This is a genomic window from Dehalococcoides mccartyi (assembly GCF_001889305.1).
Lineage (GTDB): Bacteria > Chloroflexota > Dehalococcoidia > Dehalococcoidales > Dehalococcoidaceae > Dehalococcoides > Dehalococcoides mccartyi_A.
Genome location: NZ_CP013074.1, coordinates 1,249,570 through 1,263,955, shown reverse-complemented (window position 1 = coordinate 1,263,955; position 14,386 = coordinate 1,249,570). Strand labels below are relative to the sequence as shown.

Here is a 14,386-nt window from a genome sequence, read left to right as displayed (position 1 = left end):
ATCACAGCCCCGAAAGGTGGTACAATCAGGCTTTAAGCGGTGTCTGCGGCGAAGCGGCTTTTGTTGGAAGCGAATACATGCTATAATGCTTCTTCAGTTTGTAAATAATTACGGAGTAAATATAATGGCTGTCAAAACCGAAAAGATTGAAAATACCAAAACTGCTCAGGAATTGCCTGACCTCAAAACCTTTATAACCGGGGTAAACAAAAAGGATAAGGTCAGCGGTCTGAAGATTCACTTTGCTTTCTGCAACCGCAAACGCCACGGTTAGTTTTCAAAAAACTTTAACTAGTAACTTATAAACGGGTGGCCGTTGCGCTGGAAATCAGGGATATAGTAGTCCTTGGCATCCGGTTCCTGAAGCCACCCGTTTTCTATTCCCAAAATATCCAGCATATTTATGGCGGTGCGGTATTCGGCCACAGATATAGTTCGGGCAAGCGGGGGCATATCTAAAGCCCGGTGGCAGGGGTAATACTGGGCCATCAGGCTGACTGTAATCTCGGTTGATAAATCTGCTATCCATTTGAGTGATTCTTTGCTGCCGGCCAAATCATCCGGCAAAATGAGGTGGCGCACAATAAGCCCCCTCTCGGCAATGCCATCTGCGTTGTAACGTATCCGTCCCACCTGGCGGAACATTTCCCGTATGGCGGCACGGGCATGGCCGACGTAGTCTTTGCAGCCAGAAATCTGGCGCGCCCATTCGTTATTGGCATATTTCAGGTCTGGCAGGTATATATCCACCACTCCGTCCAGCTCATACAGCGTTTCCAGAGAGTCATAGGCGTTGCTATTGTAGACCACAGGCACTCTCAGTCCCAGAGGTATGGCCTCTATCAGGGTGCGAAGCATCTGGGGGACGAAGTGAGAGGGTGAAACAAAGTTAATATTGTGTACCCCTTTGGTATTTTGTAAGTCTACAATCTGTCTGGCCAGAGTCTGGCAGTCTGTCTGGTTTTTCTGCTGGTTTTCAAAATCCTGGCTTATCTGGTAGTTCTGGCAGAAAGCACACCGCAAGTTGCAGTTTGAAAAGAAAACAGTGCCGGAGCCGTTATCCCCGGATATGGCCGGTTCTTCCCCCAGATGCTCACAGACTGCTGCCACTATGGGGGCGTTTCCGCTGTGGCAGTATCCCCCTTCAGCATTTAAAAGGCGGTTTACTCCGCATTTACGGGGGCAAAGGTCACACTCCGCCATACGCTCCTCAAGCCGCAAGAGCTTCTTTTGAAGCTCTCCGGATTCATAAAGCTCAAGGTACCTGGGAGTGTACTCGTCTGTATCCCTATTCAACCTAAATCCTTCCCTGCAGTTTCAGGGCTTTTTCAATGGTTTTACGTACAGATTCAGTTTCAGCCTCGGTTTTCATACCCAAAGCGTTTATTATAAACGGCCAGGCTTCTTCTTCGGTTACCCGGTCAACCTTAGTGCCGTCGTTTTTCTTTACAATCCGGCGGAACAGGGGGCGGTTATCTATAGAATCCCAGTAGGGGATGGTGCCTATTTTTATCAACCAGTTAATAGCTTCTTCTTTATTTACCTGCTGGCTCATATATACTCCTCGTCAGTCAAAGTTATATAGGGAAAATGTGGGGGTATCAGTGCTTGCCGGGCGGGGGGATAAACGAGGAGTGACCTATTGTCATATTCAGCAGACCTCTATGCCAAGTTTATTTGCCAGTTCTTTCAGGCTGTTACTTACAGCCTGAGCGGCATCTTCTACTGATTTATACCTCTTTTTACTGTTTTCATCAAGTAAATTTTCAAGGTCTGTCAGGGGAAATAACTGAACGGCGCGGCAGTAAAATGCTTTCTTGCGGCCGTCATTATATTTACCGAGCAGGATTTTCAGCAGACTTTCTTTGCGGAGGCAGGTATCTAAAAAGGCTTCAAAACCGTTTTCTTTTATCTTGGATAAATTGTTTATGCGGGTTTGGTATGACGGATAACCGGGTAAGTCTTTGGTAACGGCTTTCAGGCGGCTTATGCGGCTGCAGGTATCTATCTCAGGGCAAAGCCCGCAGCTCTCCGGTTTGCCGTGTTTAAAAGCGCAGCTGATAATGCCGCAGGAGGGGTGTTTTTCGGCGAAATCTTTGCCGGCACAGCCCGGACAGCGTGATGAGCCGCTGGTGTGGTAGCGCGGACAGGCATAGCACTCCAGTCCGCACAGGGCAATACAGGGGTATTCCTTTTGAAATCTAGAACCCTCGTTTGCCATCACTTTACTTCTCCGTCACTGTTTATCAAATAACTGATGGTCAAGTTTCTGCTAAACGTTTGTTTAGCTGTGCTTTGCGGCGGGTTTTTCCGTACCTGCTGCCATATCTTTTCGGCTGTAACAATCCCCGTAATCTAGCCGGTAACAGTATGTTTGGCCTTATCCCTTCACTATCTATTAAACTACCCTAGGAAGGCATTTCAGACAGTTTGGCAATAGCCAGAGCTATCCTCCCAAGGCATCTTTCCCTACCCAGCACCTCCATTGTCTGAAAGAGGGGAGGGGCAACCAGCTGGCCGGTGGATGCAGTTCGAAGCATACCGAATAACTGCCCCGGTTTTAGTTCCAGCTCAGCAGCCAGCGGGCGGATATGTTCCTCCATACTTGCGGCATCGAAATTTGCCAATGCTGCAAGCCGGTTATTGGCTGCTTTCAAGGCAAAAAGACTGATTTCTTTAGTCAGTTTCTTATCAATAAGCAAAGCCGGGTCATAGCTGATACAGTCTGAATATATAAACCAGCAAAGCTCTGCCAGCTCATTTAGCTTCTTGACCCTTTCCTGTATCAGTGGCATGACTTTGGTGGTGTAGTCAAGGTTTAAACGTCCGGATGCGGCAATGCGTTCATCTTTTTCCAGAAAGGACATAGCCCGGCTGGCAAGGTCCGGGGCGGAAAGGGTGCGGATATACATGCCGTTCATCCAGTCCAGCTTTTCGTAGTTGAAAATGGCGGCAGTTTTGCTGACCTTTTCCAGGCAGAAATACTCTATCAGCTGATTCCGGCTGAATAGTTCGGTCTTATCATCGTAAGCCCAGCCTAGCAGGGACAGGAAATTTACCATAGTTTCCGGCAGGTATCCTGCCTGTTTATATTCTATAGTTGAAGTTGCCCCGTGCCGCTTGGAAAGTTTGGAGCGGTCCGGCCCAAGTATCATGGGCAAATGGGCGTAAAGGGGAGGGTTATAACCCAGTGCCTGGTAGAGTAAAAGATGCTTTGGGGTGGAAGGCAGCCACTCTTCCGCCCGCAGGACATGGCTTATCTGCATAGCGTGGTCATCCACTACGCTTGCCAGATGGTAGGTGGGGAAACCGTCTGATTTCAAGATAACAAAATCGTCCTGTTTGGCATTGTCAAAAGTTACTTCCCCACGTATCAGGTCTGTAAAAGTGGTTTGTCCGTCCCGGGGTATTTTAAAACGGATAACTGCACCTTCTTTTTGTCCAAGGCACAAATCACGGCAGCATTGGTCATAACCCGGCGGTTCTTTACGGGCTATCTGGTCTTCCCTCATTTTATCCAGTCTTTCGGAAGAACAGTGGCAATAATATGCCTTGCCTTCGGCAACCAGCTTTTCGGCGGCATTGCGGTAGAGGGAAAGTCTTTCAGACTGGTAGTAAGGGGCATAATCACCGCCTTTGTCCGGGCCTTCATCCCAGTCCAGCCCCAGCCAGTTCAGGCTTTCCAGTATAGATTCCACCGCCCCTTCCACGTAGCGTTCGCGGTCAGTATCCTCTATGCGGACAATAAATTTACCGCTGTTGTGTCTGGCAAAGAGCCAGTTGAACATAGCAGTGCGGATATTGCCCAGATGGGGGTAACCCGTTGGGCTGGGGGCGTAGCGTACTCTTACTTCATTTGTCATTTTGTCCTGCCTTATAGATACAGCCCGTCATTCGGAGGGCTGTTTGGATATTTAGTTTCAGGTAGCTTGGGGTGCGGTAATCTCAGGTGGTTTGGGTAGTTTGACTACTACTGTATTTGCCATTTTATCATGCCAGCCCTGTTTGCGGCGGTCACAGACAATCCAGAAAAGCCCCAATCCCAAGGGCAGGCTGGCCAGAATAAGCCCCAGAAAGCGGATAAAGGAAATTCCCAGTGAAATCCCTGAGCCGTCTGTCTGGATAACTTTTATCTGGGCAACCATCATACCGGGGGTCTGTCCGCGCCAGTACCAGAAAAATACAAAATAGGCTACCAAAACAGATAGCGAAAGCACATTGGTAAATGCTATAACCGGGGCTGCCAGCCACCAGATACCGGATAGGCTGTCTATATTCCAGAAAACCGGTATTTCAAACCAGTGTACAGGTACAAAGGCCGAAGAGATAATACTGATAATTATGTCGTCTATAATAAATGCTCCGAATCGCCGCCAGAAACCGGCAAATTCCAAAGCTAAAGGGCTTTTTATATGGGTCATTATTAATGCACACTCCTGCCAGACTTGGCTTGGGGGTATTATACATCTAAATAGGGCTTAATCCTAGTAACCCGAAAGCAGAACATGCTTAAACAGTACCGGTGAAATCTCCGCGGAATATATTTTACGCAGGCGGATTTTGTCAGGAAATAGCGCAGGTCAATTTTTAAGCGGGCTGTTTTATCACTTATTCCATGGGCAGTATTATGTCAGTAACTGCCCGGCTGAAACCCTCCGGCCCCACCCCTCTGACATAACTGGGATTACGCAATCGCATCTTGTGCCATTTGTTGCCGGGGCGTTGCACCAGTATGGGAGAGTCCACCGTTTCCAGCATGGAATAGTCATTTTCGCTGTCACCCAGACCAAAGGTGTGGATATTGCCGAAATTCAGGCGGAAAAGTTCGTTTAGTATCTTTATGGCTTTGCCTTTGTCATTCCCGCCGGTGACTTCGTAAAAACGTCCCCCGAAACTATATTCCAGCCCGCTTTGCTGTATATGGTTCAAAACAATATTGGTGCTTCTCTTATCACCCTCTATGTGTACGGTTTCACTGTATTCACGCTGTTTGGCCAGTTCAGCCTGTTTCAGGTTAAGGTCAGTAAGGCGGCTGACATCCTCCACAGACATATCCCCGAAGCTGGTAATAAATATATTGCCGGCTTTTTCAGAGTTTTCTATCTCGGTGCAGGCTTCCGCCAAGGCTTTTTTAAGAATATGGCGGATATCTTTGTAGTTCATTCCCAGTTCAATCACCAGATAATTCCCGGCTACTCTGTCATAAGCAAAGGGCAGGCGGAAGTAATCTTTGGGGATAAATATAGCTCCCCCGTTTTCAGTTATAAAGGGGTCTTTTATACCCAGTTCGTTGCGGTACAGGTCTTGTTCCCCCATGGTCTTGGCAGAACAGAATACTAGAGGCAGTTCTTTGTCTTTTAACAAACGCAGGGCATCCAGTGCGGTTGAATATGAATAAGTCAAAGGGTTCAGCAGAGTGCCGTCCAAGTCAGTATATACAATCTTTTTAAATTGTCCTGATGAAGGCAGGCGGGAAGGGCGGGCTACCCGTGAAATGAGCTCTCCGTCCGGCAAAACCATCTGGGGCAGATACTTTTCAATAACAGCTGAAAACTTCGCCAGGTCCATTTTCTGGGGGGGAGGAATCAGCTTTATATGGGGTATCTCAGGGTTGCTTTCCATTCCCTCAATTCCTGCCAGTTGGGTTTCAATCATTTTCCGACCGGCTTCGTCAGCCAGAGGGCTGTGATATATGACCGCCAGACTGGGTAAAAGCATATCCTGTATCAGGTGGTCGCCGCCCTTGTCCTCGTGAAGGTGAGGATTAATGGTTTCAGTCTGGAGTATTTCCACCCCTTCTTCAGCTACTTCCCTGTCTTCTATAGGCAATATGCCGCTGAATTGTTCCAGTATGGACATAATCTCTTTGGTTTCCACCGCATAACCTGTACCGTAAGTCAGGCGTTTAGCCAGCTCTATGCTCATGGCATGTTCACCGGCATTGCCGGTTTTGATTATCTCGGTTTCAAATTTACCCTTGCTGGATATCAGGTGATTGAGGTGTTTATTGGTAACCTCTGACACCCGTCCCCAGCGTTTGAAATATAGTTCTCCTACCAGCTTGGGCTTGTACTTCCAGAGCACCCTTACCATGGAATATGGCGACTGAGCCAGATTAAAACCGGTGGCGAAATGTTTTGCGTATTCCCAAACTGCCCCCGGTATGTAGTTGTCGGTATCTATAAAACCCACGTATTCCCGCCCGCTGAACATAGTCAGTATAATACCCAGTATCATACCCTCTGCCTTGCCGCTGCGGATAAGCCCGTCTTCCCCCAGCAGTTCGGGGTAGCCGGCATCTGCAATAGCATTTGCCAGTTCGGGGTTTTTCTGGTGGACAACTATAGCCTGGCGGTGGGTTATACGGCAGAAGCGGTTTACTATGTCTTTTTCATTCTTGAAATTATCCACTTCCTGTTTGGAGCTGTTGCTGATAACTATCATCAGACAGTCATGGGGTACGCCGCTCAGTACACCTTCAAAAACCTTCAGGTCTTCGTCCTTTATAGGCAGGATGATAGCCATTTTCTTTTCAACATCTGAAATAGCCTGTTGGTCTACCATCTCTACTTCGCGGCTCTCCTGCAGGTGTGGCAGGCTGGGAGCACCGGAATCAAGTTCTAAAAAACGCCTTACGCCGTGTATGGTTACGTTTCCCAGATGTTCGGCGGGGCGCAGGCTTTCAATTCGCATAACGGGAAAACTCCTTTAAACAGGTATAAATATACCGGTACGGCGGATACGCCTTATTTTAAGCTGAAACCGGACAGGTATCAAGGTGCCAAGGACAATTTGAAAAGGGTGCGGCGGAAAAGCTCAGGCCAAACTCAGGTACCAGTCCATAATCTGGCTGCCAAAGAGCATGGCGGTTACAGCCCCGACTGCCAGAAAAGGCCCGAAGGGAATAGTCTGACCTTTGCGGCGTTTACCGGAAAGCATCAGAGCGGCGGCTGCCAGACCACCCAGCACTATGCCTGCGAATATAGCTACAAAGATATTGGGGAAGCCGCAGACCAGCCCGATAAAACCGGCCATCTTTATATCCCCTTCTCCCATGCCCCCGCGTGAGGCAATATATATCAGCAGAAACAGCCCGAAACCGGTCAGCCCGCCAAAAAACGAAGAAGACAGGTTTGCCAGCAGACTGTCCCCCGTTAGATAAAAGGGTGAAAGCGCCAGTGCCAGCACCATAAAAGGGTAAATAATTACGTTCAGGATAAGCCCTTTTTCAAGGTCTATTACAAACAAGGTTATAAATACGCAAAGGTACACAAGTCTTATTGCCAGTGCCACACCCGGGCCCAGTATTACCCAGAACAGGGAAAACAGGCAGGCAGTGGCTATTTCCACCCACAAAGCTCTTGCCGGTATTTTCGCCCCGCAATAGCGGCAATGCCCCTTGAGGAAAATAAAACTCAAAATAGGTATCAGGTCAGGCACACCCAATCTTTTGCCGCAGGTATCACACACAGAGCCGGGTGTGACGATGGATTTTTCAGCCGGCAAACGGTCAGACAGCATGTTTATAAAACTGCCCAGGACAGCCCCCAGCAGGAAAAAGAAAATAACCCAACCGATAAACATAAAATATATTGTGGCTTTTTTTTGCCGAACCGTCAAGTGATTTATATACGAAAGTACTGGTGAGGATATATACAAATGGGCACAGGGTGTATTATAATCCATGTATAAAGGTGTTACTATATAACTATTGACCATATAAGGGTCTATAAACTATCTTTAAAGTAACTATCATTACAAAACATGGTAAAACATAATACAAAAACGAAAGGTGGTGAAAGACAAATGTACAAATTCATGAAGAAACTCCGCAAGCATCAGAAAGGTTTCACCCTAATTGAACTTCTGGTAGTGGTAGCCATTCTGGGCGTTCTGGCGGCTGTTATCGTCCCCAACGTTGCTAAATTCATCGGCTCCGGTACTGTAGAAGCTGCCAATACAGAAGCTCATAATGTTCAATTGGCTGTAACAGCTTATATGGCTGAGAATGGCGGTACTGTACCTGCAGATACTGCTGCTCTGTCCAGTTACATTATGGGAGAATTAACTGGTACTTATACAATTGGTACTGATGGGACCATTACTGGTACTTCATATGGAGATTTAGTATGGTCTGATGGAAAATGGGCTGAGGCAACAACCTAAGAGTAACTTCTATTAATTAGCTAATTAATAAGGGTCTGCTTTACGGCAGGCCTTTATTATATTTACCCGCATTAAACGGCCAAACAAAAGGGGCGGTTCACATGAACCGCCCCTTTGATTTTATCAGCAAAAAACCTGTCTAGAAGAGCAGACTCTTGCCGCTCTCAACCATTTTTCTGCGTTTCTGGCTGCTTGAGCTGCTGCTTATCAGCTTTTCCACCTCGGCCGCATCCTGACAGTAGTTAAACAGGTTTTCACGGCTGATTACCTGCTGGCGGTAAAGCTCTACCAGGGCCTCGTCCATGGTTATCATGCCCTCATCATGGCTGGTGCGGATAACATTCGGCAGCTGGTAAAACTTGCCTTCGCGGATAAGGTTTCTGACTGCCGGGCTTCCCAGCATTATTTCCACTGCCACTACCCGTCCGTTAGTATTAGCACGGGGTACCAGAGTCTGGCAGAGTACACCCTCAATCAGCGAAGCCAGACGGGTCTGGGCCAGATGCCTTTCATGGGGCGGGAACAGGTCTATGATCCGTTCCAGAGCCTGATAAGCACTGGGTGCGTGGGAGGTGGAGAGTACCAGATGGCCTGTTTCCGCAATTGTCAGTACAGCAGCGGCTGTATCCAGGTCACGCATTTCACCCACCATTATTACATCAGGGTTTTGGCGGAGTACATGCTTCAGGGCGTGGCCGAAGGAAAGTGTATCTGAACCAAGCTGACGCTGGGTAACGGCGCATTTTATACATGGGTGAACATACTCAATAGGGTCTTCAATAGTCACCACATGTTTATTTTCGGTGTTGTTCAGGTGCTGTATCATGGCGGCCAGGGTAGTGCTTTTACCGCTGCCGGTGGGGCCGGTCACAATAACCAAACCACGGGGTTTGGTTATCAGTTTCTCGCATATATCCGGCAATTCCAGTTCACTGATAGTGGGTATATTGGGCGGAAGCAGGCGTATAGCCAGACTGATAGCTCCCCTTTGCATAGCGGCATTGCACCTTAGGCGTCCCACACCATCAAGCGAGTAGCCGAAATCCAACTCCCATTCCTTGTAAAAAGATTCCCGTTCTTCATGGGTAGTCAGCTGCTCAAAAGCTGCTTTAATATCTGCCGGTTGCAGCTGTTCATGGGAGTTCAGGGCTTCAAGGTCTCCCCGTACCCTAACCAGCGGCGGGCTTTGGGCTACCAGATGCAGGTCTGAGCCTTTTTTCTCTTCGGCTTCGTAGATTAGTTTTATAACATCCATATTTTACCAGACTAGTTTATTAAAACAATTTCAAAATGATATATAGGTTCGGAGTCCAAGATGGTTTCCATCATTTCAGTTATGATTACATTTTGCCAGCGGTTGCTGCCGCGGAGTATGCCGGCATATTCCAAAATAGCCGTCTTGGTTAAGCAATATCCTCGTATGGTTAGGACATTAGTTTTTGTAACAATCTTATCACCTTGATATGGCCCGTAATCTATAGTGTAAAATCCAATATTGCTGGAATGAAGGTTGTAAATGGCTTTATAGTCGCCGGTAATGGTTTCCCGCCCCTGGTACATATCCCAGAGCATGTTGTTAAGCACGGTTACCACCGGTTCTACCTCGGCAAGAGATTTCTGAGTGTTGGCAATCTGGGCATTGATAGTCGAAAGTTCCGCTCTCTTTTGTACCAGGGCAGTTTCCTGTGCCTGTACCTGTGGTTCAAGTGCGTTGTTCTTTTGTTTCATATCATCAATATAAAACCAGCCCCAGACAAGCCCTCCCACCAGAAGGGCTATCACAGTGGGGACAAGTACAGCTGCAGGGGAAGTGCCCTTGGGTTTGTAAAAACCCGGCATGGCGTTAATGTTGATTAGTGAATTCTGGTTATCTGCTCCGACAGGCAGCTCTCTCAGTGCCATACCCATATTTACAATATAAACGCTGGGGTCAAAGTCTTCGCCGGCAACAAACGGGGAGGGCAGGCTGGAAATCTGATTGCTCAGCTCATCAAGCAGTAAAGGCCATGAGTCAGGCTCTTTTGCCAGTTCACCGGAGACCAGCACCGGTACGCTTTCATCCAGCGGGCTTTCGGTGTGACTGGAATTGTAAAAAGTGATAGTCCTGGCCAATTCCTCGGCAATGGTGCTTATCCGCTCAGCTAGAGATTGGCTTTCAATAGGCAGTGACAAACTGCGGATAACCTGTGGGATGCGGTCAATAATGACGGCAATATCCACGTTATCCAGCCAGTTGCTTACAATAATAACCTTTTCCATATTGGCACAGCGGCAAAGAGACAGCGGTGCTATATCCAGCACTTCCAGCCTCAGCCCGGCTTTGTTTACTGTTTTTATTACGGAATCAGTGGTGTTTTTCGGGTGGGCTACAATAAATACCTTGGTTTCTCCCTGAGCGGAAGGGAGTATCTGGTAAGACAGGTAATTCTGGTCCATGGGGGTGGGAATTACCCGGTTAGCCTCATTTTTAATAGCTTCGTCGAGTATATTTTTTGGTACGGCCGGCAAGGTAATAATACGGAAGATAGATTTAAGACCGCTCATAGCCGCTATAACTCTGCCTGCCGGTATCTTTTCACGGCTGAGCAGAGCCTTTATTTCTTCGGAAACCTTGGTTTCATCCTGAATAAGCCCGTCTACAACCAGCCCTGCTTCAAGAGGGGCACTGGCCCATTTTTCAACCTTTTTACCGTTGTTAACAAGGACCTTTATTTCGGCATCTTCAATATATAGCGTAGTTGTTTTAGCCATTTTATTTAACCCTCGTAACTTATCAGTAAAAGAGTAATGACAACTTCAGGTTTGGGCAGATTATCATCGGGTGTAGTGGTTTCAAATGTCAGTTCAATAACATCCATACTGCCGGTCAGGAAATCTTCACCCTTGTCTATAGCAGATATAAAACTAAGTACAGGATTAATATCTCCCCTGACTACAATTTTAAACTCCGTCATCATAAAATTAAGCTTATTGAGAGTCAGCTTGGTAGCTTCAGATGATTCAAAGCTGAGTACATCCAGATTGGCATTAGCCGCCATCTGGACCAGCACACTGGCGTATTCTATAGACTGAATCATCTCAGGGAACTGCCCTTTTGCCAGAGCCAGTTTACCTAAAGCTTCTTCGAGCTGGGCGGATAACTGTTCTGCCTGTTCGGTAGTTGTTGCGATACTGTTGACTACGTTAGGTATAGCCAGTTCCGCCAGCGCAATCCTATCCTCAAGGTCTGTTTTGCGGCTGTCCTCATTCTTGAAAAGAATAAACAGACTGGCACCGGCAATAATTATCAAGCCGAATGCCAGCAGTGCCCACGAGGTTTTACTTATTTTCATAAATACTCCTTAACCGCCGAGTGTATTCCATGCGAGTATTTCCAGAACAGCATTGGAAGTTCCTCCGCCCGGTAAGTCAGTTCGGGTTGAAAGAGATGTGGGGTATTGTATCTGTGAACTGCCGGTAACAGTTAAGCTGTTACTTACCACTGCTCCGTACAGGTTTACACCGCCATTCAGGCTGACATCAGCCTGCGGGGCATATACGACAGCAGATACCCATGAAGAGCCGCTCATATCAAAATCACCGGTGGGAGACAGGATAAAGGGTATGTCATTTACATCGGTAAGTTTAGTACTGCCCGTAAGGTCTATATCTCCCAGCACTATTACTGTTTCAGCTCCAACCATCTGTGAACTGCCGGCAAGGTCAAGGTCTCCGCCGACAAATATACTGCCGCCAAGTTCAACTTCACGGCTGCCGGTTGTTTTGAGGTCACCTGCAACATACAGGGTATCACCGAACGGGACTGTGCCGCCGGATGCCAGCTTGCAATCACCGCCTGTGTATACTTTCCCTTGGAATTCTACGTTTACATTGCCGCCTAAGTCTATGTTTCCGCCCACCCAGACAGAGCTTTTGAAGATGATATGGCCGCTGCCTATTACTTTGAGATTACCCAGTATAACTACCGGCCCCTCAAAAATTGCTGTGGTGGAATTGTTATGGTTGAAATCACGCCCTATATATACACTGGACTTGAAGGTTAAGGGGGTATCTGTAGAGATATTCAAATCCCGTTGGATACGTTCAGCGGTATAATAGATTGAGGCTGGTACAGGCCAGTAGCCTATACTCCAGTCTCCCTTGTTGTCAGCCCGGGTAACCGGACCAGGGTTAAAGGCTGTAAACGCCGTTTCATTCTGGATATCTGACACAATGGCGGCTATTTCAGCATCTGTTAATATACTCGGTAACTGGGGAGCCGCACCGGTTGTGACTGTACCGCTTATATTACCGGGGCGGTTTACGCCGGCAGGCGTAACAGCATCACCGGTTATGGGGGTTGACCAGCCAAGTTCAATACCGTCATCAGCATAAACATTGCCTTCAATAAAAGATGAACCGGTTAATATAAGTTCTCCTCCGGAATAAACTATAGCACCGGGGGGATTCCGCGGGTCTGAAATTACACTGGAAGAACCGGTAAGTTTTACATCACCGTCAAGTGAGGTAATGGCGTTATCAAATACACTACTTCCGCTCAGCTGGTATCTTAAGGTAGCGTTTGTGGTAATAGACCTTCCATTCAGACTGGCTGTTGAGACTACGTCATAATAGCTGCCTACGTCATGGTACGTCAGAGTTACCATGACGGCACTGCCGTTTAAATCAGACAGGTTATAAGTGCGGGTAGGGCTTTGGGGGTTTGGCAGGCCGATATTACCGTAAGAGTCCGTCACTCCTTCACCGCCGGTCTTGAGTATATTTATAACCCATTCCACTCCAGCATCCGAAGAATACAAAGCATCAGTCCGGTTTTCAATAGCAGCACCCTGTTTGAGACCTGAACCTACCAGCATCAGCAGGGGAGGAATCATTATGGCACCTATTGCCAAAAAGATGAGGGCAACAGCTAATGAAGCCCCTTTTTCGCCCCTGATGAGTTTTTTAATATCACCCATAGTGTTTTTCTCTCTAATCTCTTGTATAAAATTACCAAAAATGGACTATATCCCATTATACTATCAGGTCTGTACCGTCATATTCAACCTTGGGCAACATTTTTGGACATATGTCAACTTATACTCCATGTTATTACTCCCCAGAAATGGCTGAGGCCGCTGCCGGGAAAATCTATCTTATAGTTGCCGTACTCGTCAAACGGGCTTGAATAAGTTACAGAACCGTTTTGCAGGTATACTTCAGTTGATCCTGCCAGTGTACCGTAAAAATTACCGTTAGGCTGCATATATGTTTTGCCGTTTACCGAAAGGACAAATATATAATCGCTCAAGCTGGTAGCTAAATTGGGTTTAAACTCTATATTACCTTCGGCAATGATAGTTCCTGAGCCAACCAGGGTGCATTTACCTCCTATGCGAAGGGCATATTGGTTGCCGGCAGTGTTGCTCTTCACATATATAGAGTGACCGTTTAAGTCCAGAGTAAAATTAGAACCGGTCATGCCGATAAGCGTATCACCCGTTATGTATACATCACCTTGAAGTGTATAAACGGCATTTGAAGTAGCTACAATATCAAGTGTTCCAAGCCGCAGTATTTCAGGTACACCGGCCGGATAGTCTGCCAGGTTGAGAGTAGCTGAAGTATACGGGGTGGTATTTACATAATAGAAGGTGGACAGCTCATTTATGTTTGGCCATGGGCCCTCATAATAGGCTATAGGTGCGTTGTCACCTGTAGTAGGGGTGACGCTGGCTTGTCCGCCCTGAATAATATAATCACCCTGTGAAGTAATGACATGGTTTAATATACCGGTATAGTTATTAAAAGTCTCACTTATCACCGCAGTTACACTGATGGTTTCGGTTGGGCTGGTGGAGGTAGACATAATCTGGTATGTATCCTCCGTAAGGTAAGACAAAGTCACGCCAACAGTCCGCCCGTCTATGGAAATTCCTGGCAGAGTGCGGGTTTCTCCGATATTAGTCGGTAAACCGCCGGGTATCAGGGGGCTGTTTTCCGGATTCAGATACCAGATAGCCTGCTCTATGCCGGCATCCGCAGCATAAAGACCGGTAGTCCGGTTTTCAAAGGTTGTACCCTGCACCAAGGCCGAACCCATCAGCATCAGCAGGGGCGGAATCATGATGGCACCTACTGCCAGGAATATTAGGGCAACAACCAGAGCTTGACCCTGCTGGCTTCTAAATCTTCTGCTTATAGTTATTAAGTTTCTCATCTCCACACCTCCCCAATCAGA

General features: G+C 47.3%; 14 protein-coding genes. 2 read left to right on the top strand and 12 right to left on the bottom strand.

From position 1 onward, the window contains the following. Positions 1-124: 124 nt before the first annotated feature. Entirely contained in the window at positions 125-274 is a 150-nt protein-coding gene (locus tag ASJ33_RS08495; RefSeq protein WP_010937057.1) for a hypothetical protein, read from the top strand. Between the two features lie 17 nt (positions 275-291). Here ASJ33_RS08495 and ASJ33_RS06985 read toward each other — a convergent pair whose 3' ends face one another. The 7 genes from ASJ33_RS06985 to ASJ33_RS06955 all read right to left on the bottom strand — a co-directional run bounded on the left by ASJ33_RS06985 (position 292) and on the right by ASJ33_RS06955 (position 7,584). Further along, on the bottom strand, positions 292-1,296 hold the full coding sequence (locus ASJ33_RS06985) for a radical SAM protein (protein WP_041331286.1): 1,005 nt from the start codon (positions 1,294-1,296) through the stop codon (positions 292-294). A gap of 1 nt (position 1,297) precedes the next feature. Beyond that, on the bottom strand, positions 1,298-1,555 hold the full coding sequence (locus ASJ33_RS06980) for a hypothetical protein (protein WP_012882408.1): 258 nt from the start codon (positions 1,553-1,555) through the stop codon (positions 1,298-1,300). Positions 1,556-1,651: 96 nt separating this feature from the next. Then, positions 1,652-2,221: a DUF3795 domain-containing protein gene (locus ASJ33_RS06975; protein ID WP_041331284.1), complete on the bottom strand. Its 570-nt coding sequence runs from the start codon at positions 2,219-2,221 to the stop codon at positions 1,652-1,654. A gap of 187 nt (positions 2,222-2,408) precedes the next feature. After that, positions 2,409-3,863, bottom strand: coding sequence for a glutamate--tRNA ligase (gene gltX / locus ASJ33_RS06970; RefSeq protein ID WP_041331283.1), 1,455 nt, complete (start codon positions 3,861-3,863; stop codon positions 2,409-2,411). A 57-nt stretch (positions 3,864-3,920) separates the two neighbouring features. Continuing rightward, a complete protein-coding gene (locus ASJ33_RS06965) occupies positions 3,921-4,421 on the bottom strand; it encodes an RDD family protein (protein WP_041331281.1) in 501 nt (166 codons plus the stop codon). A gap of 187 nt (positions 4,422-4,608) precedes the next feature. Then, positions 4,609-6,693, bottom strand: a complete 2,085-nt coding sequence (locus ASJ33_RS06960; RefSeq protein ID WP_041331279.1) for a bifunctional mannosyl-3-phosphoglycerate synthase/mannosyl-3 phosphoglycerate phosphatase — start codon at positions 6,691-6,693, stop codon at positions 4,609-4,611. Positions 6,694-6,816: 123 nt separating this feature from the next. Further along, positions 6,817-7,584: a prepilin peptidase gene (locus ASJ33_RS06955; RefSeq protein ID WP_041331809.1), complete on the bottom strand. Its 768-nt coding sequence runs from the start codon at positions 7,582-7,584 to the stop codon at positions 6,817-6,819. Positions 7,585-7,806: 222 nt separating this feature from the next. Between ASJ33_RS06955 and ASJ33_RS06950 the strand changes: the two genes are divergently transcribed. Beyond that, positions 7,807-8,166, top strand: coding sequence for a type II secretion system protein (locus ASJ33_RS06950; protein WP_023652671.1), 360 nt, complete (start codon positions 7,807-7,809; stop codon positions 8,164-8,166). A 139-nt stretch (positions 8,167-8,305) separates the two neighbouring features. On the opposite strand, the gene ASJ33_RS06945 is transcribed toward ASJ33_RS06950, so the two are convergent. From ASJ33_RS06945 to ASJ33_RS06925, 5 genes are all read right to left on the bottom strand, one after another. Beyond that, positions 8,306-9,421, bottom strand: a complete 1,116-nt coding sequence (locus tag ASJ33_RS06945; RefSeq protein WP_023652670.1) for a type IV pilus twitching motility protein PilT — start codon at positions 9,419-9,421, stop codon at positions 8,306-8,308. 11 nt (positions 9,422-9,432) lie between these two features. Continuing rightward, a complete protein-coding gene (pilM, locus tag ASJ33_RS06940) occupies positions 9,433-10,917 on the bottom strand; it encodes a pilus assembly protein PilM (protein ID WP_041331278.1) in 1,485 nt (494 codons plus the stop codon). A 5-nt stretch (positions 10,918-10,922) separates the two neighbouring features. Further along, complete coding sequence (locus ASJ33_RS06935) at positions 10,923-11,498, bottom strand: hypothetical protein (protein WP_023652668.1); 576 nt, start codon at positions 11,496-11,498, stop codon at positions 10,923-10,925. 9 nt (positions 11,499-11,507) lie between these two features. Then, positions 11,508-13,124, bottom strand: a complete 1,617-nt coding sequence (locus ASJ33_RS06930) for a DUF7305 domain-containing protein (RefSeq protein WP_041331276.1) — start codon at positions 13,122-13,124, stop codon at positions 11,508-11,510. A gap of 113 nt (positions 13,125-13,237) precedes the next feature. Continuing rightward, complete coding sequence (locus ASJ33_RS06925) at positions 13,238-14,365, bottom strand: pilus assembly PilX family protein (protein WP_041331274.1); 1,128 nt, start codon at positions 14,363-14,365, stop codon at positions 13,238-13,240. Positions 14,366-14,386: the final 21 nt, after the last annotated feature.